We start from the raw sequence: 20,512 nt of genomic DNA on the forward strand, positions 1-20,512 counted from the left end.
GCATGAGCCCAACCGCAGGCTGACGCGATGCATAATCGCGCCCCGTCGAAGGAACCTGATCCGGCATCCGGCGCACCGCGCGCCTTCCACCGCCCCGCCTTGGCCACCGAACGCGAACTGTCCGACTTCCTCAAGAGCGTCGAGAAACGGGCCTTCAAGCGTTCCGTCTACCACGTGCGCGACGACGAGGCGGCCCTGGACATCGTCCAGGAGTCGATGATGAAGCTGGCGGAACACTACGGCGACAAGCCGCCGGCCGAGTTGCCGATGCTGTTCCAGCGCATCCTGTCCAACTGCACGCTGGACTGGTTCCGCCGCCAGAAGACCCGCAACGCGCTGTTCTCCAACCTGAGCGACTTCGAATCGGCGTCGGAGGACGGGGATTTCGACCTGCTGGAAACTTATGCCGCGCTGGAAGGCTCCCAGCAGGCGGAGAGCGCCGAGGACGTGACCCGGCGGGCGCAGGTGCTGCGGGAGATCGAGATCGAGATCCAGGCCCTGCCCGGGCGTCAACGCGAAGCGTTCCTGATGCGTTACTGGGAGGAGATGGACGTGGCGGAAACCGCCGCGGCCATGGGTTGTTCGGAAGGCAGCGTCAAGACGCATTGCTCCCGGGCAGTCCAGGCCCTCAGCAAGGCACTGAAGGCAAAGGGATTACAACTGTGAACTCCGTCACCCGCGACCAGGCCCAAGCCGCCCAGGACCAGTTCGGCCGCCGCATCGCGGCGCGGCTGGACGGCGCCGCGCGCGACGTTCCCCACGACATCGCCGAGCGGCTGCGTGCCGCACGCATGCAGGCGCTGGGCCAGCGCAAGCCGGTGGTGTTGCAGCGGCGCAGCGACGTGCAGGTCTCCGGTGGCCAGGCCACGCTGGGCGGTGACGACCGGGTCAGCCCCTGGCGCCGCGTTGCCGCGGCGCTGCCGCTGCTGGCACTGGTCGCCGGCCTCGTGGCCATCCACGTGGTGCACACCGAGCGGCGTGCCAGCGAACTGGCGGAAGTCGACGCCGCCCTGCTCACCGACGACCTGCCCCCCGCGGCCTACGCCGACCCGGGCTTCGTGCAGTTCCTCAAGTCCGCGCAGTGAAACGGGAGCGGCTCGTGCCAGGCTCTCGCCCCCGCCGACTCCAGGCGCGCCTCCTGGCCGCGCTGCTGTTCTGCGCGTCCGTCGCCGCTGTCGCTGCCGTGCAGGCGCAGGCGCCCGCCACAGCGCCCGCGGCCAGGTCCAAGGCCAGCAAGCCCGAGACGCGCCCGGCCTGGGCCGAGCTGTCGGCCGAGCAGCAGCAAGCCCTGCAGCCGCTCGCACCGACCTGGCACACGTTGTCCGAGTCGCACAAGCGCAAGTGGATCGCGCTGGGGGCCAACTACCGCAAGATGACGCCGGACGAGCGCGCCAAGCTCACCAGCCGCATGAACGAATGGGCGGCACTCAGCCCGCAGCAGCGCGCTCAGGCCCGGCTGAATTTCGGCGAGGCCAAGCGCGTGCCGGCCGACGAGCGCAAGGCCAAGTGGGAGGCGTACCAGGCCCTGTCGCCGGAGGAGAAACGCAAGCTCGCCGCCGGCGCCCCGGCGAAGACACCGCCCACCGCAGCCGCGGTCCGGCCGGTCCCGCCCCAGAAGATGGCCAAGGTGCCCCGCGGGCCTGACGCGAAGTTGTCGCCACGCATCGTGGCCGGTCCCGTGCCCGATCACCACCCTGCAGCGTCGCATCCGGCGTCGCAACCTGTCGCGCCTGCACCGGCTCCGCAGGCCAACTAGCCTGCGCGATGGCCAAGCCTGATCCAGGCGCCGCTCAGGCGCCCAGTTCCCCTGCCCTGCAAGCCCCGCCGCTGATGCGCCGCATGGCCGCCTGGCTGTACGAAGGCGTGCTGCTGTTCGGCGTCGTGGTGCTCGCGGGCCTCGCGTTCAGCATCGCCACGCAGATGCGCCATGCGCTCGACCACCGCCAGGGCCTCATCGTCGCCCTCGCCATCGCGATCGGCGTCTACTGCGTCGCCTTCTGGGTCCGCGGCCAGACGCTCGCGATGAAGACCTGGCACATCCGCGTCGTCGACCGCTACGGCCGCCGCCTGCGCCCCGGCCGCGCCGTGTTGCGCTACGTGTTCAGCTACATCTGGCTGCTGCCACCGCTCGCGGCGTTCGGCACGCGGCAGGTGGCGATGGGGCCGCTGCTGGTCATCGTCGCCGGCTGGGTCACCTTCTGGGCCCTCCTCAGCCGCCTGCATCCCGAGCGCCAGTTCTGGCACGACGTGCTCGCCGGCACGCGCCTGGTCGACGACCCGACGCCCTGAGCGCGCGCGCCGCTCGTGGACAATGCGGGGGATGATGACGTCACCGCCACCGGACGCTTTCGCCAACCCGCAGAAACTGCGGCGTGGCCTCAGCCGCATCTGGCACGCCACGGGGTATTCGCTGCAGGGCCTGCGCGCCGGCTGGGGCGAGACCGCGTTCCGCCAGGAAGCGCTCGCCGCCATCGTGCTGGTGCCGCTCGCCGTGTATGTCGGGCGCGACTGGGTGCAGATCGCATTGCTGGCCGGCTCGGTCGTGCTGGTCATGATCGTCGAGCTGCTGAACACGGCGATCGAGGCCGCCATCGACCGCATCGGCCCCGAGCGGCACGAGCTGTCCGGGCGCGCCAAGGACATGGGCAGCGCCGCCGTGCTGCTGGCCCTGCTGCTTGCCGTCGGCATCTGGACCGCGGCCATCGTCCAGCGGTTTGCCGCATGAGCGTGCCCTTCTCCATCTGCGTCTACTGCGGCTCGCGCCGCGGCGTCGAAGACCGGTTCGTCGAAGCCGCGCAAGCGGTGGGCCGCTGGATCGGCGAGCGGGGCGGCCAGCTCGTCTACGGCGGTGGCAACGCGGGCCTGATGGGCATCGTCGCTGACGCCACGCTGCAGTCCGGCGGCACCGTCATCGGCGTGATTCCGCGCACGCTGGTCGACAAGGAATTCGCCAAGCGCGACTGCACCGAGCTGCACATCGTCGAGACGATGCACGAGCGCAAGCGGATCATGGCCGACCGGGCCGGCGCCTTCCTCGCGCTGGCGGGCGGCATCGGCACCTTCGAGGAACTGTTCGAGGTCTGGACCTGGCGCCAGCTGGGCTACCACGACAAGCCGGTCGGCATCCTCGACACCGCCGGCTACTACCAGCCGCTGCTCGCTTTCCTGCAATCGGGCGTGCGCGCGGGCTTCATGAACGATTGGCAAATGGACCTGGTGCGCGTGGACACCGACCCCGGCGCCCTGCTCGCGCACCTGGTCGCCGAGGCGAAGCCGCCCGCGGCGCAGGACCTGTCGCAGATTTGAATCGGGCCCGCAAGGCGCGGGCCGATGCGTCAGACCGCCGATTCGTCGGTCTCGCCCGTGCGGATGCGCACGATGCGTTCGACGCTGGTGACGAAGATCTTGCCGTCGCCGATCTTGCCGGTTCGCGCGGCCTTCACGATGGCGTCGACGCAGCGCTCGACGTCGTCGTCGCGCACCACGACCTCCACCTTCACCTTCGGCAGGAAGTCGACGACGTATTCCGCGCCCCGGTACAGCTCGGTGTGGCCCTTCTGGCGGCCGAAGCCCTTGACCTCGGTGACGGTGAGGCCGGTGACGCCGCACTCCGCGAGGGCCTCGCGGACTTCCTCGAGCTTGAACGGCTTGACGATGGCGGTGATCTGCTTCATGACCTGGGACCCCTCTAGGCGCGGAACTTGGCGGTAATAGGATAGCGCCAATCCCTGCCGAAGCCGCGGTGCGTGACGCGGATCCCGACCGGGGCCTGCCGGCGCTTGTATTCGTTGATGCGCACCAGGCGCGCGACCTTCTCCACGATCGCGCGGTCGAAGCCCTCCGCCACGATCTGGTCGACGCCCTCGTCGTCCTCCATGTACCGCGCGAGGATTGCGTCCAGCACTTCGTACGGCGGCAGGCTGTCCTGGTCCACCTGGTCCGGCCGCAATTCGGCGCTGGGCGGCCGCGTGATGATGCGTTCGGGGATCGGGTTGGCGCCGGTGCCGTACGGGTCGAAGAGGTTGCGCCAGCGCGCCAGCGCGAACACCTTGGTCTTGAGCACGTCCTTGATCACCGCGAAGCCGCCGGCCATGTCGCCGTACAGCGTGCAGTAGCCGGTGGCCATCTCGCTCTTGTTGCCGGTGGTCAGCACGATGCTGCCGAACTTGTTCGACAGCGCCATCAGCAGCACGCCGCGGATGCGCGCCTGGATGTTCTCCTCGGTCGCGTCTTCGGGCAGGCCCTGGAATTCGCTGGCCAGCGCCGCCTTGAACGCCTCGAACTGCGGCGCGATCGAGATCTCGTCGTAGCGCACGCCCAGCCGCGCGGCCATCTCGCGCGCGTCGATCCAGGAGATGTCCTGCGTGTACGGCGACGGCATCATCACCGCGCGCACCTTGTCCTTGCCCAGCGCGTCCACCGCGATCGCAAGCACCAGCGCCGAATCGATGCCGCCCGACAGGCCCAGCAGCACGCCGGGGAAGCCGTTCTTGCCGACGTAGTCGCGCACGCCCATCACGAGCGCGTCCCACAGCTCGGCCTCGGGCTCTCGCTCGGGCGCCACTGGCGCAGCCAGGCGCAAGCCGGTGTCGCCGACGTCTGCCGACACGAGGAACAGGTCCTCGCGGAACCCGGGCGCCATGCCGGCCAGCGAACCGTCGGCGTTGACCGCGAACGAGCCGCCGTCGAACACCACTTCGTCCTGCCCGCCGACGAGATGCGAGTACACGATGGGCAGGCCCACGGCCCTGGCGCGGTCGGCCATGCGCGCGACGCGCTCGCCGCCCTTGCCGACGTGGAACGGCGACGCGTTGATGACGGCGAGCAACTGCGCGCCCGACTCCTGCGCCAGCATCGCGGGCTCGTCGAACCAGGCGTCTTCGCAGATCAGCAGGCCGACGCTGACGCCTTCGCACTGGAACACGCAGGTGCCCTTGCCGGGCGTGAAGTAGCGGCGCTCGTCGAAGACCTGGTAGTTCGGCAGTTCGCGCTTGGCGTAGGTTTCCAGCACGCGTCCTTCGCTCAGGACGCTGGCCGCGTTGAGGCGGCGCTGCACCTGCACCGACTTGCTGCGCAGGTCGCCGCCGACGGGATGGCCGACCACGACGTGCAGCCCCTTCAACCCCGCGAGCTCGCGGGCCACCAGTCTCACGGCATCATCGCAGGCGTCGATGAACGCGGGCCGCAGGAGCAGGTCCTCGGCCGGATAGGAACAGATGGACAGCTCGGGCGTGAGGACCAGCCGCGCGCCCTGGGCGTAGGCTTCACGCGAGGCGGCGATGATCTTCTGCGCGTTGCCTTGCATGTCGCCGACGACGAGGTTGAGCTGGGCGACGCAGATGTGAAGGGCCATCGACGGCAGTGCTTGCGCAGTGAAGAAGAACGACCCGAACGATTATGTCACCCGCCTCTGCGCGTCGCCGTCGGAGGTGGACGCGTCCGCGTGGAACGCGTTGCTGGGTTCGCAGGATTCGCCGTCGCCGTTCCTGCGCCACGAGTACCTCGCCGCGCTGCATGACAGCGGCAGCGCCGTGGCCCGCACCGGCTGGCAGCCTGCATTCGTCACGCTGTGGCGCGGCAGCGAACTGCACGCGGCCTGCCCGCTGTACCTCAAGGGCCACTCCTACGGCGAGTACGTGTTCGACTGGGCCTGGGCCAACGCGTACGAGCAGCACGGGCTCGCCTACTACCCCAAAGGCCTGGTCGCGGTCCCGTTCACGCCGGTGCCGGGCAGCCGCTTGCTGGCGCGTGACGCGCCCGCGCGGCGCGCGCTGCTGGATGCAGTGCTCGCCACCTGCAAAGCGAATGAGTTGTCGTCGCTGCACCTGCTGTTCCTGTCCGACGTCGACGTCCGGGCCTGCGCCGATGCCGGCCTGATGGCACGCCACACGGTGCAGTTCCACTGGCTGCGCCGGGACTGGCCCGACTTCGACGCCTTCCTCGCCAGCCTGGCGCAGGACAAGCGCAAGAAGATCCGGCAGGAACGGCGCAAGGTCGCCGAGGCCGGCGTCAGGTTCCGCACCGTGGAGGGGACGGCCATCAGCGCCGCCGACTGGGCCTTCTTCTACCGCTGCTACGAGCGCACCTACCGCGAGCACGGCAACCCGCCGTACCTCAAGCGCGACTTCTTCCATCGCATGGCGCGCGACCTACCGCAGCACTGGGTGCTGTTCGTCGCCGAGCGCGACGGCCAGCCGATCGCGTCGAGCCTCGTCGCGGTCTCGCGCCGCCCCGACGGATCACCGGAGGTGGCCTACGGGCGCTACTGGGGAGCGCTGGAGCGCGTCGACTGCCTGCACTTCGAGGCCTGCTACTACCGGCCGTTGCAGTGGTGCATCGAGCACGGCGTCGACCGCTTCGAAGGCGGCGCCCAGGGCGAGCACAAGATGGCGCGCGCGCTGATGCCGGTCAAGACGCACAGCGCGCACTGGCTCGCGCACCCCGCGTTCGCCGACGCCGTCGAACGCTTCCTCGAACGCGAGGGCGAAGGCATCGCCCACTACCTCGAGCACCTCGAGGGCCGTTCGCCGTTCCGCCAGGCATGAAAAAGCCGGGCGCGCGGCCCGGCTGGCCGTGAAGCGCGCGGCGATCAGGCCTTGCGTTGCGACTTCTCGTAGTTGGCGATGCCGTCCAGCACTTCCTGCTTGGCCGACTCCGGGCCTTCCCAGCCCAGCACCTTGACCCACTTGTTCGGCTCCAGGTCCTTGTAGTGCTCGAAGAAGTGGGCGATGGTCTTCAGCCGCAGCGGGTTCAGGTCCTCGGGCTTCTGCCACTGGGTGTAGATGGCCAGCACCTTGTCGACCGGCACGGCGAGCACCTTGGCGTCGTCGCCGGCCTCGTCCTGCATCTTCAGGATGCCGATCGGGCGGCAGCTGACCACCACGCCGGGGATCAGCGGCACCGGCGTGATCACCAGCACGTCGACCGGGTCGCCGTCGCCGCTGATGGTCTTGGGCACGTAGCCGTAGTTGGTCGGGTAGTGCATCGACGTGGACATGAAGCGGTCCACGAAGATGGCGCCGGTCTCCTTGTCGACCTCGTACTTGACGGGATCGGCGTTCATCGGGATCTCGATGATCACGTTGAAGGCATCGGGGATGTGCTTGCCGGGGGTGACGTTGTCGAGGGACATCGGGGGACTTCGAAGTTGAATGCGAAAGCTCGGGATTAACCCTGATTCTACGGGCCACCGCCCTGCGCACGCCTTGAACCGCCTTCAGCGAGCACGGCAGTTCGCCTATAGTCCGCGCGTTGGCCAATCGGGTCTCCCCGTTCTTGGGACGCCACGAGGAAGCAACGCAGCGGGGGCACCGCTCGCGTGGCGCCCCCTCCAAGCAGAGCAAGACAAGGAGATGAAGAAATGACTGGCAACTCGGCGCTGATCCTGGCGCTCGTCTGCGGCCTCGCGGCCGTGGCCTACGGGTTCTGGGCGCGCAGTTGGATCCTCTCGCAGGACGCGGGCAACGCCCGCATGCAGGAGATCGCGGCGGCCATCCAGACCGGCGCGGCCGCCTACCTGGCCCGGCAATACAAGACCATCGCCCTCGTCGGCGTGGTGCTGGCGATCCTGATCGGCATCTTCCTCGACGGCCAGACCGCGGTCGGCTTCGTGGTGGGCGCCCTCCTCTCGGGCGCGTGCGGCTTCATCGGCATGAACGTCTCGGTGCGCGCCAACGTGCGCACGGCGCAGGCGGCCACGCGCGGCATCGGCCCCGCGCTGGACGTCGCGTTCCGCGGCGGCGCCATCACCGGCATGCTGGTGGTCGGCCTGGGCCTGCTGGGCGTGACCGCGTTCTACTGGTTCCTGGCCGGCAACGGGCAACTGAACCCGTCGAGCAACCTGGCCGCGATGCTCAACCCGCTGATCGGGTTCGCGTTCGGTTCCTCGCTCATCTCCATCTTCGCGCGCCTGGGCGGCGGCATCTTCACCAAGGGCGCCGACGTCGGCGCCGACCTGGTGGGGAAGGTCGAAGCGGGCATCCCCGAGGACGACCCGCGCAACCCCGCGGTGATCGCCGACAACGTGGGCGACAACGTCGGCGACTGCGCCGGCATGGCCGCCGACCTGTTCGAGACCTACGCCGTGACGCTGATCGCGACGATGGTGCTGGGCGCCCTGCTGGTGCGCAACGCCGGCCAGGCCGCGGTCCTGTACCCGCTGGCGCTCGGTGGCGTGTCCATCATCGCGTCGATCATCGGCTGCTTCATGGTCAAGGCCAAGCCGGGCATGAAGAACGTGATGCCGGCGCTGTACATGGGCCTGGCCACCGCCGGCGTGCTGTCGCTCGTCGCCTTCTTCTTCGTCACGAAGTGGCTGATGCCCGACGACGCGATCTACGCCGCCGGCACCCAGATGCGCCTGTTCGGCGCCTGCTTCGTCGGCCTGGCGCTGACCGGCGCGCTGGTGTGGATCACCGAGTTCTACACCGGCACCCAGTACTCGCCCGTGCGCCACATCGCGCAGGCCTCCACCACCGGCCACGGCACCAACATCATCGCGGGCCTGGGCGTGTCGATGCGCTCCACCGCCTGGCCCGTGCTGTTCGTCTGCGCGGCGATCGTCGCCTCGTTCTACCTCGCGGGCCTCTACGGCGTCGCGATCGCGGCGACCTCCATGCTGAGCATGGCCGGCATCGTGGTGGCGCTGGACGCATACGGTCCGATCACCGACAACGCCGGCGGCATCGCCGAGATGAGCGACCTGCCGGCTTCGGTGCGCGACATCACCGACCCGCTGGACGCGGTGGGCAACACCACCAAGGCCGTGACCAAGGGCTACGCCATCGGCTCGGCGGGCCTCGCCGCGCTCGTGCTGTTCGCCGACTACACGCACAAGCTGGAGGGCTACGGCCGCGCCATCAGCTTCGACCTGTCCGACCCGATGGTGATCGTGGGCCTGTTCATCGGCGGCCTGATCCCCTACCTGTTCGGCGCCATGGCGATGGAAGCCGTGGGCCGCGCCGCCGGCGCGGTGGTGGTGGAGGTGCGCCGCCAGTTCCAGACCATCAAGGGAATCATGGAAGGCACGGCCAAGCCCGAATACGGCGTCGCCGTCGACATGCTCACCAAGGCCGCGATCAAGGAAATGATGATCCCGTCGCTGCTGCCGGTCGTGGTGCCGGTGGTGGTCGGCCTGGTGCTCGGCCCCAAGGCGCTGGGCGGCCTGCTCATGGGCACCATCGTGACGGGCCTGTTCGTCGCCATCTCCATGTGCACGGGCGGCGGCGCGTGGGACAACGCCAAGAAGTACATCGAGGACGGCAACCACGGCGGCAAGGGCTCCGAAGCCCACAAGGCCGCGGTCACCGGCGACACGGTGGGCGACCCCTACAAGGACACCGCCGGCCCCGCCGTCAACCCGCTGATCAAGATCATCAACATCGTGGCGCTGCTCATCGTGCCGCTGGTGGTGAAGTTCCACGGCGCCGACGCCGCGCCGGTGCGCCACGACAACGCGCCCGCGGTCACGGCGCCTGCCGCGGCCTCCGGTCCGGTGACGGCCGCGTCGGCGAGCAAGTAAGCGGACCCGCCTCCGCGTCGCAAGGCCCGCCCCGGCGGGCCTTGTTCATTTTGGATGGCCGGTGACCGCGCGCACCAGCTGCGCAGCCGGGGCGACGAGCTCGGCCAGCTGGCCCAGGCGGTCGCGCTCCAGGCTGTCCAGCACCAGTTCGTTGATGCCACCGACCACCGCCAGCGCCATCTGCGGCGTGAGCGGCTTGCGCTTGCCGCGGCCGTTCACGACGTCGAGCATGAAGCTGGCGATCTCGTCGTTGACCCGGCGCCGCGACGCGAGGCCCTCCGGCCCGAGCCCGAGGATTTCGACGTACAGCGTGCGCAGCAGCAGCGGGTTGGACGCCAGGCAGTCGAAGTAGGCCGCCAGCGCCTGCTCGACCTGCGCATCCCACGGCTGGGCCGGGCCCAGCGCGGCGCGCAACACCTGCAGTGCGTTGTGGCTCGCGGCCTCGTACAGCGCCACCAGGCACTCGGCCTTGCCGCCGAAGTGCTCGTAGAACGTGCGCCGCGACACGGCGGCCTCGCGCACGATGTCCGCGATCGTGGTGGCCGCGTAGCCCCGTTTCGCGACGGCCTGCGCCATGCCCTGCAGCAGGCGGTGGCGGTGCTCCGTGGCGGCCGGTTCGATCGCGCTCATCCATGCATTGTCGCGCGATTCCCCGCGGGTTGGTACTTGACAGTACCAAGCCTCGCCTCCATCATCGCGCAACGGTACGAATGCGTACCAACAGGATTCCACGCCCATGACCGACCTCGTCGTCCGCCGCCTCCTCGTCGACATGGAGGCCCCGATCGCCCGCCATTGGTGTGCCGGGGACGCGTTCCGGACGGCACTGTTCAACGCGCTGTCCATGAGCTTCCCGGTCGGCGAGCAGTTCTTCATCGACTCGGTGCGCGACGGCTTCAAGGTACTGGCGCCGGAGCAGCAGGAGAAGTTCCGCGCCGAGGTGCATGGCTTCGTCGGCCAGGAGGCCACGCACCGCCGCCTGCACGCCCTCTACAACGCGCACCTGGAGAAGCTGGGCCTGCGCAACGACTGGGAGCCGCGGGCGCGCGACCGGCTGAAGCTGCTGGAAGGCGTCGACGTCCGCCACTGGCTGGCCATCACCGCGGCCAACGAGCACTTCACGGCCATCCTGGCCGACTTCATGCTGCACAACCCCGACCTGCTCGGCGAGCAGGACGCACGCCTGCGCACCCTGTGGCTGTGGCACAGCGCCGAGGAATCCGAGCACAAGTGCACCGCGTTCGACCTGTACCAGGCCCTGGGGGGCAGCCATGACTGGCGCATCACCTGGTTCCGCCGCGTGACCACGATCTTCCTGCTCGACACGCTGCGCCAGACCGTGAACAACCTGCACCGCGACGGCACGCTGTGGAAGTGGTCGACCTGGAAGAGCGCCGCGTCGTACCTGTTCGGCCAGCGTGGCCTGGTGCGCCTCACGTACGGACCGTGGAAGCAGTACCTGCGGCGCGACTTCCATCCTTCGCAGCAGGACAGCTCCGCGTCCGAACGCTGGCTGCGCGACCACGCGGACCAGTACCGGCCGGTGGGCCCTGCTTCCTGAGTGCGCGGTGCGCGGCGCTCGCGCCGCTTCGTGAACTCCCTGACGCAGAGGTCGCCACCGCCCCAACCTTTCTTCCTTGTGCGTTTTCCGCCTCCGTTCTGCGACTTCCGCGTTCGGGAGTTCACACGGGGGCGCTGCAGCGCCCCGCAGGCAGAATGGCCGGAATGCAGCTCCACTTCATCGGCAACGAAGCACGGCCCGGCACGTCCGGCCGCACCCTGCCCGTCATCGATCCGTCCGATGGCCAGCCTTACGACGAACTGCAACGCGGCACGCCCGAGGACGTCGACGCCGCCGTGCGCAGTGCGCGGCAATGCCTCGACGCGGTCTGGAGCCGCCTGAGCGCTGCGGAGCGCGGCCGGTTGCTGATGCGCCTGTCGGCGAAGGTCGCGCAGCATGCCGACGAACTCGCCGCCATCGAGCAGCGCGATTGCGGCAAGCCGACGCGGCAGGCCCGTGCCGACGCGCAGGCGCTCGTGCGCTACTTCGAGTTCTATGCCGGCGCGTGCGACAAGCTGCACGGCGAGACCCTGCCCTACCAGGACGGCACCACGGTGCTGACCTGGCGCGAGCCGCACGGCGTCACCGGCCACGTGATCCCGTGGAACTACCCGATGCAGATCTTCGGGCGCAGCGTGGGCGCCGCGCTCGCGGCCGGCAACGTGTGCGTGGTCAAGCCGTCCGAGGATGCGTGCCTGTCCCTGCTGCGCGTCGCGCAGCTCGCGGCCGAATGCGGCTTCCCGGCCGGTGCCATCAACATCGTCACGGGCTACGGGCATGAAGTCGGCGATGCGCTCGCGCGCCATCCCGGCATCGACCACATCAGCTTCACCGGCAGCCCGCGCGTGGGCACGCTGATCCAGCAAGCGGCCGCCGAACGCCACTGCCCGGTGACGCTGGAACTCGGGGGCAAGAGCCCGCAGATCCTGTTCGAGGATGCGGACCTGGACGAAGCGCTGCCGGTCGTCGTGCAGGCGATCATCCAGAACGCGGGCCAGACCTGCTCGGCGGGCTCGCGCCTGCTGGTGCACCAACCGATCTACGAAGCGGTGCTGGACCGCCTGGGCGGCGTGTTCTCCAACCTGCGCGTCGGCCCCGCGGCGATGGATCTCGATGTCGGCCCGCTGATCCGTGCCAGCCAGCAGCAGCGCGTGTGGGACTTCCTGTCCGACGCGCAGCACGCCGGCATCCCGATGGTCGCGCAGGGGCAGATCGTCGAGGAAGCCCCGGAGGCGGGCTTCTACCAGGTGCCCACCCTGCTGCGCGACGTGCCCATCGCGCACCGCCTGGCGCAGGAGGAAGTGTTCGGGCCGGTGCTCGCCGCCATGCCGTTCAAGAACGAGGACGAAGCGGTGCGGCTCGCGAACGGCACCGCGTTCGGGCTGGTGGCGGGCGTGTGGACGCGCGACGGCGCGCGGCAGTTGCGCATGGCGCGCCGCGTGCGCAGCGGCCAGGTGTTCATCAACAACTACGGCGCCGGCGGCGGCATCGAGCTGCCCTTCGGCGGCGTGAAGTCCTCCGGCCACGGCCGCGAGAAGGGCTTCGAGGCGCTGTACGGGTTCACGACGCTCAAGACGGTGGCGATCCGCCACGGCTGACGGGGGAGACGACGCATGCGGGTCCAGGACAAATCCATCATCGTCACCGGCGCCGGCGGCGGCATCGGGGAAGGCATCGCGAAGCGCCTCGCGCAGGAAGGCGCGCAGGTGCTGGTCAACGACGTCGATGCCGAGCGCGGCGAGCAGGTGGCGGCCGCCATCCGGGCCACGGGCGGACGCGCTTCGTTCTTCCGCGCCGACGTCACACGCTCCGCGGACGTGAAGGCGCTGGTCGACGCCGCGGTGCAGCGGCACGGGCGGCTCGACGTGATGGTGAACAACGCCGGCTGGACGCATCGCAACAAGCCCGCGCTCGAGGTGAGCGAAGACGACTTCGACCGCGTCTATGCGATCAACGTCAAGAGCATCTACCTCGCCACGATCCACGCCGTGCCCGCGTTTCGTGCCACCAAGGGCGGCGCGTTCATCAACATCGCGTCGACGGCGGGCGTGCGGCCGCGGCCCGGCCTCAGCTGGTACAACGGCTCGAAGGGCGCGGTCATCACCACCAGCAAATCGCTCGCCGCGGAGTTCGGGCCCGAGAACATCCGCGTCAACTGCATCAACCCGGTTTTCAATCCCGACACGGGCCTGTCGGCGGAGTTCGCGGGCGGCCCCGTCGACGAGGCCCGCCGCTCGAAGTTCCTTGCCACCATCCCGCTGGGCCGCTTTTCCACCGCGCTCGACGTCGCCAACGCGGCGCTGTACCTCGCCAGCGACGAAGCGGCCTTCATCTCCGGCGTTTGCATCGAGGTCGACGGGGCGCGCTGCGTCTGAAGCCATGGCCAGCCGCCTCGACCAACTGGTGTCCTCGCCCGCCGCGGGCCTGGACGAGCCGTTCGCGATGCTGCACGCCTGCCACGAGCGCATGCAGCGGACGCTGGCGCTGCTGGGCCGGCTGGAAGCCCACGTCGCGGAACACGGCGCTGACGAGCAGGCGCGGCAGGCGGCGCGCGACGTGGCCCGGTACTTCGACAACGCCGCGCCGCAGCACCACCTGGACGAGGAGCGGCACGTGCTGCCGGCGCTGCGGGCCGGCGGCGACCCGGCGCTCGCCGTCCTCGCGGCCCGCCTCGAAAACGACCACCGCGCGATGGAAAGCGCATGGGCCGCGGCGCGCGCCGTCCTGCAGCAGATTGCCGACGGGACTCTCGCCCGGCTGGACCCGGAACAGGAGCAGTCGCTGCAGTCCTTCACGCAGCTGTATGCCGGGCACATCGCCGCCGAGGAAGGCACGGCCTTTCCCACCGCCGAGGCGCGGCTCGACGCCGACGCGGTGCGGGCGATGTCGGCCGACATGCGCGCCCGCCGCGGCGCGTCCTGATCGCGGCAGGGCCATGCGCCTGCAGGCACAATCGGGCCGTGGCTGAACGCGTCATCCCCGTCGTCGACCAGCGCCTCGCGCCGCTTGCGGCCGCGGTGCCGGTGCAGCCCATCGTGCCCTCCGGGCAGCTCCACGATGTCCGCGCGCGTCCCCTGCGCGACCTGCGCATCAGCGTCACCGACCGCTGCAACTTCCGCTGCGCGTACTGCATGCCCAAGGAAGTCTTCACCAAGGACTATCCGTACCTGCCGCATGCGCAGCTGCTGACCTTCGAGGAGATCACGCGGCTGGCCCGCGTGTTCGTCGCGCACGGCGTGCGCAAGATCCGGCTCACCGGCGGCGAGCCGCTGCTGCGCAAGAACCTCGAGATCCTGGTCGAGCAGCTCGCGCAGTTGCGCACCACCGACGGCCAGCCCGTCGAACTGGCGCTGACCACCAACGGGTCGCTGCTGGCGCGCAAGGCCCAGGCGCTCAAGGCCGCCGGCCTGCACCGCGTGACGGTCAGCCTCGACGCGCTGGACGATGCCGTGTTCCGCCGCATGAACGACGTCGACTTCCCGGTCGCCGACGTGCTGGCGGGCATCGACGCCGCGCGCGATGCGGGCCTGGGCCCGATCAAGGTCAACATGGTCGTGCAGCGCGGCACCAACGACCACGAAATCCTGCCGATGGCGCGCCACTTCCGCGGCACCGGCACCGTGCTGCGCTTCATCGAATACATGGACGTGGGCGCCACCAACGGCTGGCGGATGGACGAAGTGCTGCCGTCCGCCGACGTCGTGCACCGCATCGCGGCCGACTTCCCGCTCCATGCGCTCGACGCCACCGCCCCCGGCGAAACCGCCGAGCGTTGGGCCTACGACGACGGCGCCGGCGAGATCGGCGTCATCAGCAGCGTCACGCAGGCGTTCTGCGGGACCTGCAACCGAGCGCGCCTGTCGACCGAGGGCCGCCTGTACCTGTGCCTGTTCGCCAGTAACGGCCACGACCTGCGCACGCTGCTGCGCGGCGGGGCCAGCGACGCCGACCTTGCATCGGCCATCGGGCACATCTGGCAGTCGCGTGGCGACCGCTATTCGGAATTGCGCGGGCAGTTGCCTGCCGACGCGGGCGCCCCGGGCCGCCGCGTGGAAATGAGCTACATCGGCGGATGATCGACCCCACGGAAGTCACGGGCGTGATCCTGGCCGGCGGCCGCGGCTCGCGCATGGGCGGCGTCGACAAGGGCCTGCAGAACTTCGCGGGCGGCCCGCTCGCGCTGCATGCGCTGATGCGGCTGCAGCCCCAGGTCGGCGACATCCTGATCAACGCCAACCGCAACCTGGCGGCCTACGAATCGTTCGGCGTGCCGGTGTGGCCGGACGCCCTGCCCGACTTCGCCGGCCCGCTCGCCGGCTTCGTCACCGGCCTCGAGCAGGCGCAGACGCCCTGGATGGTCACCGTGCCGTGCGACTCCCCCCTGTTCCCGCTCGACCTCGTCGAACGCCTCGGGACGGCCGCGATCGGGCAGGACGCCGAGATCGCGATGGCGAGCGCCCGCGAGGAGGACGGCCAGTGGCGCACGCAGCCCGTGTTCTGCCTGATGCGCCGCGAACTGCTGGAAAGCCTGCTGCGCTTCACCCAGGGCGGTGGACGCAAGATCGATGCGTGGACCGCGCAGCACCGCACGATCGAAGTGAAGTTCGATGCGCCGGGCGACGACCCCCGCGCGTTCCGCAACGCCAACACGCTCGCCGAGCTGCGGGCGCTGGAGCCGCGGTGAAGCCGCTGGAGCAGATCGCGGCGGAACTGCAGGGCTACGACCCCCAGGCGCTGCCGGCGAATCTCGTCAACGACTTCCTCGACCGGCTCGTGCAGCCGGTCACCGGCATCGAGAACGTCGCGACGGCCGACCTGCTCGGCCGCGTGCTGGCGCAGGACGTGGTGTCGCCGCTCAACGTGCCGCCGCACGACAACTCCGCCATGGACGGCTACGCGTTCGAGGGCTCGCAGATCGGGAGCGCCGCGCTGCACCTGCAGCCGGTCGGCACGGCGCTCGCCGGCAAGGCGTGGCAGGGCCAGGTCGGCGCCGGCCAGTGCGTGAAGATCATGACCGGCGCGGTGATGCCCGCCGGCCTCGACACGGTCGTGCCGCAGGAGTTCACGCGCTCGCTGGACGACGGCCGCATCGAAGTGCCCGCTGGCGTCGTCCGCCCGGGCGACAACCGCCGCCTCGCGGGCGAAGACCTGATGGCCGGCAAGCCCGCGCTGTTGCGCGGCGAGCGGCTCGGTCCTGCCGCCTGCGGCCTCGTCGCGAGCCTGGGGCTGCCCTCCGCCCCCGTCGCGCGGCGCGTGCGCGTCGCCTACTTCTCCACCGGCGACGAGATCCTGAGCCTGGGCGAGCTGCCGCGCGAAGGCGCCGTCTACGACAGCAACCGCTACACGGTGCGCGGCATGCTCACGCAGCTGGGCTGCGACGTGATCGACCTCGGTGTCGTGCGCGACCAGCCGGCGCTGCTGGAGCAAGCCTTCCGCACGGCCGCATCGCAGGCCGACGCCATCATCACCAGCGGCGGCGTGAGCGTCGGCGAGGCCGACTTCACCAAGGCCATGATGAAGCAGCTGGGCGACGTGGCGTTCTGGCGCATCGCCATGCGTCCCGGCCGGCCGATGGCCGTCGGCCGCATTGGCAACGCGGTGCTGTTCGGCCTGCCCGGCAATCCCGTGGCCGTGATGGTGACCTTCCTGGCGTTCGTGCGTCCCGCGTTGCTGCGCCTGATGGGCTGCCGCGACACGGCGCCCCCACCGATGCTGCGCGCGCGCAGCCAGGAGGCGATGCGCAAGAAGCCGGGCCGGACGGAATACCAGCGCGGCATCGTCAGCCGCGCGCCCGACGGCGCACTGCAGGTGCGCACGACGGGCAACCAGGGCTCGGGCGTGCTCAGCTCGATGGTCCAGGCCAACGGCCTGGTCGTCCTCCACCATGGCCAGGGCAGCGTGGCCCCCGGCGACGAGGTGGACGTGATGCTGTTCGAAGGCGTGCTCTAGCGCCGGCGGCGGCCCGCGTGGTCGATCCGGCCCGCCGGCCGTGGGCGTCAGGCGGCGAACATGCGCCGGGCCTCGTCCGCGAGCTGCTGGCGTTTCATCACCAGCTTGGGCAGGTCCGGGTGCATGGGATCGATCTCGCGCAAGGCCCAGCCGTAGAACGCCTGTGCGAACGTGACGTGGATGAAGCGCAGGATTTTCATGGGCTCCATGGTGCAGCCCAATGGCAGAGCCATCCGGTCGGTGCCTGCCTGAACCATTTGTCGGTGGCGCCGCCGACATGTGTCGGACGGCGGCGACCCTTCGGTACGGCGGCCCCAGCGCTGCGGGCGCGCCGCCGTTCAGCCTACTTCGCGATGAGGTCCGGATGGCCCGGATGGGCTACCGGTTCCTCGTGCGCTTCCGCCTTGTTGGCGCCCGGGACCGCGTGGCGCGCGAACAGCAGGTACATGGTCGGCACCACGAACACGGTCAGCGCCGTGCCCAGCGACATGCCGCCGACGATCACCCAGCCGATCTGGATGCGGCTCTCGGCACCGGCGCCGTGGGCCAGCGCCAGCGGGATGGCGCCCAGCACCATGGCGCCGGTCGTCATCAGGATCGGGCGCAGGCGCAGCGACGCGGCTTCGACGACCGCGTCGACCGTGGAGCGGCCCTGCTCGCGCAACTGGTTGGAGAACTCCACGATCAGGATGCCGTGCTTGGTGATCAGGCCCACCAGCGTGATCAGGCCGATCTGCGAGTACACGTTGAGCGATCCGCCCGACCACTTCAGGGCCAGCAGCGCGCCGATCATCGACAGCGGCACCGACAGCATGATGACCAGCGGGTCGACGAAGCTCTCGAACTGCGCGGCCAGCACCAGGAAGATGAACAGCAGCGCGAGGGCGAACACGATGGCCAGCGCGCCCTGCGAGTTGCGGAACTCGCGCGACGTGCCGTTCAGGTCGGTGGTGTAGCCCGGCTTGAGCACCTTCACCGACGCCTCCTGCATGAACTGCAGCGCCTGGCCGAGCGAGTAGTCGGGCGCGAGGTTGGCCGTGATCGTCGCGGCCCGGCGCTGGCCGAAGTGGTTCAGCTCGCGCGGGCTGACGGTCTCGCGCACCTTCACCAGCGCCGACAGCGGGATCATGGTGTCGTTGCGGCCGCGCACCTGGATGCTGTCGATGTCCTCGGGCGTCGTGCGCCCGCTCGGCCGGTTCTGGATGATGACGTCGTACTGCTCGGCGTCCTTCTTGTAGCGCGTGACCTGCCGGCCGCCCAGCGTCGTCTCGAGCGCGCGTGCCACCACTTCGACCGGCACGCCCAGGTCGGCCGCTTTCTCGCGGTCGACGTCGATGCGCAGCTCCGGCTTGTTCAGGCGCAGGTCGGCGTCCACCTGCAGGATGCCGGGGTTCTTCGCCATCTCGTCCTGCAGCTGGCGCACCACGCGGCTCAGGTTCTCGTAGCTGTCGGAGGTCTGGATCACGAAGCTGAGCGGACGTTCGCGGAAGCCCTGGCCGAGCGACGGCGGCACGATCGGGAAGGCGTTGACGCCGGCCAGCGAGTTGAAGCGCGGGCCCATCTCGCGCGCGATCTCCAGCGTCGTGCGGTGGCGCGCTTCCCAGTCGACCGTGCGGTAGACGACGCTGCCCTGCGACACGGTCGGATTGCCGATGCTCCCGAAGATGCGGTCGAACTCCGGGTAGTCCTGGCCGATCTTCTCCAGCTCGCGGGCGTAGCGGTCGGTGTAGTCGATGGTCGAGCCGTCGGGCGCGTTGATCGTCGCGATGATGGTGCCACGGTCCTCCAGCGGGGACAGCTCCGACTTCATGGTCGGGAAGATCAGCGCGATGGCCAGCGCGCTGAGCAGCATGACCCCGATGACCAGCCAGCGCGCCTGCAGCACCTTGCCCGCAGCGCCCCCGGCGCGGGCCGTGAGCACCCAGCGCAGCACGCGGCCGTAGCGTTCGGACAGGCGCGTGAGCAGGCGGTCCATGCCGCGGTCGAACCAGTTCGGCTTCGGGTTGTGCCGCAGCAGCTGCGAGCACATCATCGGCGTGAGCGTCAGCGCGACGAAGCCCGACACCAGCACCGAGCCAGCCAGGGCGAGCGCGAATTCGACGAACAGGCGGCCGGTGCGGCCGGGCGTGAACGCCAGCGGGGCGTACACGGCCACCAGCGTGAGCGTCATGGTGATGACCGCGAAGCCGATTTCGCGCGCGCCCTTCACGGCCGCGGAGAACGGGTCGAGCCCTTCCTCGATGTGCCGGAAGATGTTCTCCAGCATCACGATGGCGTCGTCCACCACCAGGCCGATGGCCAGCACCAGCGCCAGCAGCGTCAGCGTGTTGATGGAGAACCCGGCCAGCCCCATCATCGCGAAGGTGCCGATCAGGCTCACCGGGATGGTGACGATCGGGATGATGGACGCGCGCACGGTGCGCAGGAACACGAAGATCACCAGCGCGACCAGCACGATGGCTTCGGCGATGGTGCGGTAGACGTTCTGCACCGACCGGTCGATGAACGCCGAGTTGTCGTTCGCGATGTCGATGTTGATGCCGGGCGGCAGGTCCTGCTTCAGGCGCGGGATCATGTCGCGCACGCCCTGCGCCATGGTCAGCGGGTTGGCGGTGGCCTGGCGGATGACGCCGGCCGAGATGGCCGTGCGGCCGTTCAGGCGCACCGCGCTGCGCTCGTCGGCGGCCGCTTCCTCGACGCGGGCGACGTCGCGGATGCGCACCGGGAAGCCGTTCACGGTCTTGACGACGATGTCGGCGAACTGGGCCGGCCGGATCAGGTCGGTCTGCGAGGTGACGCTGAACTCGCGCTGCTGCGACTCGATGCGCCCGGCGGGCACCTCCAGGTTGCTGCGGCGAACGGCGTCCTCGATGTCCTGCGTCGTGAGCCGGTAGCCCGCCAGGCGGTCCGGGTCGAGCCACACGCGCATCGCGTACTTGCGCTCGCCGTAGATGCGCACGTCGGCGACGCCGGTCACCGTCTGCAGGCGCGGCTTGACGATGCGGTTGACGTAGTCGTTGATCTGCAGCGGATTCAGCGTGTCGCTGGTGAACGCCAGCCAGATCACGGGGAAGGCATCGGCTTCCACCTTGGCGATCACCGGTTCGTCGATGGCCTGCGGCAGCTTGTTGCGCACGCGCGAGGTGCGGTCGCGCACCTCGGCCGCGGCGGCGTCGGCGTCCTTCTCGAGCCGGAAGCGCACCTGGATCTGGCTCTGTTCCGGCCGGCTGATCGAGGTGATGACGTCCACCGCGTCGATGCCGGCGATGGAATCCTCCAGCGGCTTGGTGACCTGCGACTCCATCACCTCGGCCGACGCCCCCGGATAGCGAACGCTGACGGTGACGATCGGCTCGTCGATCTTCGGGTACTCGCGCACCGCCAGGCGCGTGAAGCTCACGGCGCCGATCAGCAGCACCAGCAGCGACAGCACGGTGGCGAACACCGGGCGGCGGATGGCGATCTCGGGCAACTGCATGCCG

At 69.9% G+C, this 20,512-nt stretch carries 21 protein-coding genes; 15 read left to right on the top strand and 6 right to left on the bottom strand.

The annotated features are described in order from the left end of the window. Positions 1 to 99: 99 nt before the first annotated feature. The 6 genes from I8E28_RS13165 to I8E28_RS13190 all read left to right on the top strand — a co-directional run bounded on the left by I8E28_RS13165 (position 100) and on the right by I8E28_RS13190 (position 3,306). Positions 100 to 666 carry an RNA polymerase sigma factor gene (locus tag I8E28_RS13165; protein WP_200788507.1) on the top strand — a complete coding sequence of 189 codons (567 nt, stop codon included), beginning with the start codon at positions 100 to 102 and terminating at the stop codon, positions 664 to 666. Next, on the top strand, positions 663 to 1,085 hold the full coding sequence (locus tag I8E28_RS13170) for a DUF3619 family protein (protein WP_200788508.1): 423 nt from the start codon (positions 663 to 665) through the stop codon (positions 1,083 to 1,085). The genes I8E28_RS13165 and I8E28_RS13170 overlap by 4 nt, the downstream gene beginning before the upstream one ends. Before the next feature lie 14 nt (positions 1,086 to 1,099). Then, a complete protein-coding gene (locus tag I8E28_RS13175; RefSeq protein ID WP_338050781.1) occupies positions 1,100 to 1,756 on the top strand; it encodes a DUF3106 domain-containing protein in 657 nt (218 codons plus the stop codon). Positions 1,757 to 1,830: 74 nt separating this feature from the next. Then, a complete protein-coding gene (locus I8E28_RS13180) occupies positions 1,831 to 2,289 on the top strand; it encodes an RDD family protein (protein WP_200790395.1) in 459 nt (152 codons plus the stop codon). Between the two features lie 31 nt (positions 2,290 to 2,320). Next, positions 2,321 to 2,725: a diacylglycerol kinase gene (locus tag I8E28_RS13185; RefSeq protein ID WP_420850217.1), complete on the top strand. Its 405-nt coding sequence runs from the start codon at positions 2,321 to 2,323 to the stop codon at positions 2,723 to 2,725. Further along, entirely contained in the window at positions 2,722 to 3,306 is a 585-nt protein-coding gene (locus I8E28_RS13190; RefSeq protein ID WP_200788510.1) for an LOG family protein, read from the top strand. The genes I8E28_RS13185 and I8E28_RS13190 overlap by 4 nt, the downstream gene beginning before the upstream one ends. A 29-nt stretch (positions 3,307 to 3,335) precedes the next feature. Here I8E28_RS13190 and I8E28_RS13195 read toward each other — a convergent pair whose 3' ends face one another. Further along, positions 3,336 to 3,674, bottom strand: a complete 339-nt coding sequence (locus I8E28_RS13195) for a P-II family nitrogen regulator (protein ID WP_200788511.1) — start codon at positions 3,672 to 3,674, stop codon at positions 3,336 to 3,338. Between the two features lie 14 nt (positions 3,675 to 3,688). Continuing rightward, the gene (locus tag I8E28_RS13200) at positions 3,689 to 5,353 is read right to left on the bottom strand and encodes an NAD+ synthase (protein ID WP_200788512.1); all 1,665 of its coding nucleotides are present in this window, start codon (positions 5,351 to 5,353) and stop codon (positions 3,689 to 3,691) included. A 19-nt stretch (positions 5,354 to 5,372) separates the two neighbouring features. On the opposite strand from I8E28_RS13200, the gene I8E28_RS13205 reads away from it, so the two are divergent. Beyond that, positions 5,373 to 6,545, top strand: a complete 1,173-nt coding sequence (locus tag I8E28_RS13205) for a GNAT family N-acetyltransferase (protein ID WP_200788513.1) — start codon at positions 5,373 to 5,375, stop codon at positions 6,543 to 6,545. Positions 6,546 to 6,589: 44 nt separating this feature from the next. On the opposite strand, the gene ppa is transcribed toward I8E28_RS13205, so the two are convergent. Next, the gene (ppa, locus tag I8E28_RS13210; RefSeq protein WP_200788514.1) at positions 6,590 to 7,132 is read right to left on the bottom strand and encodes an inorganic diphosphatase; all 543 of its coding nucleotides are present in this window, start codon (positions 7,130 to 7,132) and stop codon (positions 6,590 to 6,592) included. Between the two features lie 228 nt (positions 7,133 to 7,360). Here ppa and I8E28_RS13215 point away from each other — a divergent pair, with 228 nt between their 5' ends. Next, positions 7,361 to 9,520 carry a sodium-translocating pyrophosphatase gene (locus tag I8E28_RS13215; RefSeq protein ID WP_200788515.1) on the top strand — a complete coding sequence of 720 codons (2,160 nt, stop codon included), beginning with the start codon at positions 7,361 to 7,363 and terminating at the stop codon, positions 9,518 to 9,520. A 45-nt stretch (positions 9,521 to 9,565) separates the two neighbouring features. Here the strand turns inward: I8E28_RS13215 and I8E28_RS13220 are convergent, their stop codons facing one another. Further along, positions 9,566 to 10,150: a TetR/AcrR family transcriptional regulator gene (locus I8E28_RS13220; protein ID WP_200788516.1), complete on the bottom strand. Its 585-nt coding sequence runs from the start codon at positions 10,148 to 10,150 to the stop codon at positions 9,566 to 9,568. 106 nt (positions 10,151 to 10,256) lie between these two features. Between I8E28_RS13220 and I8E28_RS13225 the strand changes: the two genes are divergently transcribed. The 7 genes from I8E28_RS13225 to moeA all read left to right on the top strand — a co-directional run bounded on the left by I8E28_RS13225 (position 10,257) and on the right by moeA (position 17,030). Continuing rightward, entirely contained in the window at positions 10,257 to 11,081 is an 825-nt protein-coding gene (locus tag I8E28_RS13225; protein ID WP_200788517.1) for a metal-dependent hydrolase, read from the top strand. Positions 11,082 to 11,245: 164 nt separating this feature from the next. Beyond that, a complete protein-coding gene (locus tag I8E28_RS13230; RefSeq protein ID WP_200788518.1) occupies positions 11,246 to 12,679 on the top strand; it encodes an aldehyde dehydrogenase family protein in 1,434 nt (477 codons plus the stop codon). 15 nt (positions 12,680 to 12,694) lie between these two features. Beyond that, a complete protein-coding gene (locus I8E28_RS13235; protein WP_200788519.1) occupies positions 12,695 to 13,456 on the top strand; it encodes an SDR family oxidoreductase in 762 nt (253 codons plus the stop codon). A 4-nt stretch (positions 13,457 to 13,460) separates the two neighbouring features. Continuing rightward, complete coding sequence (locus I8E28_RS13240; protein WP_200788520.1) at positions 13,461 to 14,003, top strand: hemerythrin domain-containing protein; 543 nt, start codon at positions 13,461 to 13,463, stop codon at positions 14,001 to 14,003. Positions 14,004 to 14,041: 38 nt separating this feature from the next. Then, a complete protein-coding gene (moaA, locus tag I8E28_RS13245) occupies positions 14,042 to 15,157 on the top strand; it encodes a GTP 3',8-cyclase MoaA (protein WP_200788521.1) in 1,116 nt (371 codons plus the stop codon). Beyond that, positions 15,154 to 15,765, top strand: coding sequence for a molybdenum cofactor guanylyltransferase MobA (gene mobA, locus I8E28_RS13250; RefSeq protein WP_200788522.1), 612 nt, complete (start codon positions 15,154 to 15,156; stop codon positions 15,763 to 15,765). The genes moaA and mobA overlap by 4 nt, the downstream gene beginning before the upstream one ends. Then, on the top strand, positions 15,762 to 17,030 hold the full coding sequence (gene moeA, locus I8E28_RS13255; protein WP_200788523.1) for a molybdopterin molybdotransferase MoeA: 1,269 nt from the start codon (positions 15,762 to 15,764) through the stop codon (positions 17,028 to 17,030). The genes mobA and moeA overlap by 4 nt, the downstream gene beginning before the upstream one ends. A gap of 47 nt (positions 17,031 to 17,077) precedes the next feature. Here the strand turns inward: moeA and I8E28_RS13260 are convergent, their stop codons facing one another. Both I8E28_RS13260 and I8E28_RS13265 read right to left on the bottom strand, forming a co-directional pair. Continuing rightward, on the bottom strand, positions 17,078 to 17,230 hold the full coding sequence (locus tag I8E28_RS13260; RefSeq protein ID WP_200788524.1) for a hypothetical protein: 153 nt from the start codon (positions 17,228 to 17,230) through the stop codon (positions 17,078 to 17,080). A gap of 143 nt (positions 17,231 to 17,373) precedes the next feature. After that, on the bottom strand, positions 17,374 to 20,508 hold the full coding sequence (locus I8E28_RS13265; protein WP_200788525.1) for an efflux RND transporter permease subunit: 3,135 nt from the start codon (positions 20,506 to 20,508) through the stop codon (positions 17,374 to 17,376). Positions 20,509 to 20,512: the final 4 nt, after the last annotated feature.

Origin of the sequence: Ramlibacter algicola, assembly GCF_016641735.1 — a bacterium.
Classification (GTDB): Bacteria; Pseudomonadota; Gammaproteobacteria; order Burkholderiales; family Burkholderiaceae_C; genus Ramlibacter; species Ramlibacter algicola.

Excerpts from the sequence above, each read along its gene's own strand:
- I8E28_RS13200 (WP_200788512.1), bottom strand. The coding sequence starts at position 5,353 with ATGGCCCTTCACATCTGCGTCGCCCAGCTCAACCTCGTCGTCGGCGAC.
- I8E28_RS13260 (WP_200788524.1), bottom strand. The coding sequence starts at position 17,230 with ATGAAAATCCTGCGCTTCATCCACGTCACGTTCGCACAGGCGTTCTAC.
- I8E28_RS13215 (WP_200788515.1), top strand. The coding sequence starts at position 7,361 with ATGACTGGCAACTCGGCGCTGATCCTGGCGCTCGTCTGCGGCCTCGCG.
- I8E28_RS13195 (WP_200788511.1), bottom strand. The coding sequence starts at position 3,674 with ATGAAGCAGATCACCGCCATCGTCAAGCCGTTCAAGCTCGAGGAAGTC.
- I8E28_RS13265 (WP_200788525.1), bottom strand. The coding sequence starts at position 20,508 with ATGCAGTTGCCCGAGATCGCCATCCGCCGCCCGGTGTTCGCCACCGTG.
- I8E28_RS13185 (WP_420850217.1), top strand. The coding sequence starts at position 2,321 with ATGATGACGTCACCGCCACCGGACGCTTTCGCCAACCCGCAGAAACTG.
- I8E28_RS13225 (WP_200788517.1), top strand. The coding sequence starts at position 10,257 with ATGACCGACCTCGTCGTCCGCCGCCTCCTCGTCGACATGGAGGCCCCG.
- I8E28_RS13220 (WP_200788516.1), bottom strand. The coding sequence starts at position 10,150 with ATGAGCGCGATCGAACCGGCCGCCACGGAGCACCGCCACCGCCTGCTG.
- ppa (WP_200788514.1), bottom strand. The coding sequence starts at position 7,132 with ATGTCCCTCGACAACGTCACCCCCGGCAAGCACATCCCCGATGCCTTC.
- I8E28_RS13190 (WP_200788510.1), top strand. The coding sequence starts at position 2,722 with ATGAGCGTGCCCTTCTCCATCTGCGTCTACTGCGGCTCGCGCCGCGGC.
- mobA (WP_200788522.1), top strand. The coding sequence starts at position 15,154 with ATGATCGACCCCACGGAAGTCACGGGCGTGATCCTGGCCGGCGGCCGC.
- I8E28_RS13240 (WP_200788520.1), top strand. The coding sequence starts at position 13,461 with ATGGCCAGCCGCCTCGACCAACTGGTGTCCTCGCCCGCCGCGGGCCTG.
- I8E28_RS13180 (WP_200790395.1), top strand. The coding sequence starts at position 1,831 with ATGCGCCGCATGGCCGCCTGGCTGTACGAAGGCGTGCTGCTGTTCGGC.
- I8E28_RS13230 (WP_200788518.1), top strand. The coding sequence starts at position 11,246 with ATGCAGCTCCACTTCATCGGCAACGAAGCACGGCCCGGCACGTCCGGC.
- I8E28_RS13235 (WP_200788519.1), top strand. The coding sequence starts at position 12,695 with ATGCGGGTCCAGGACAAATCCATCATCGTCACCGGCGCCGGCGGCGGC.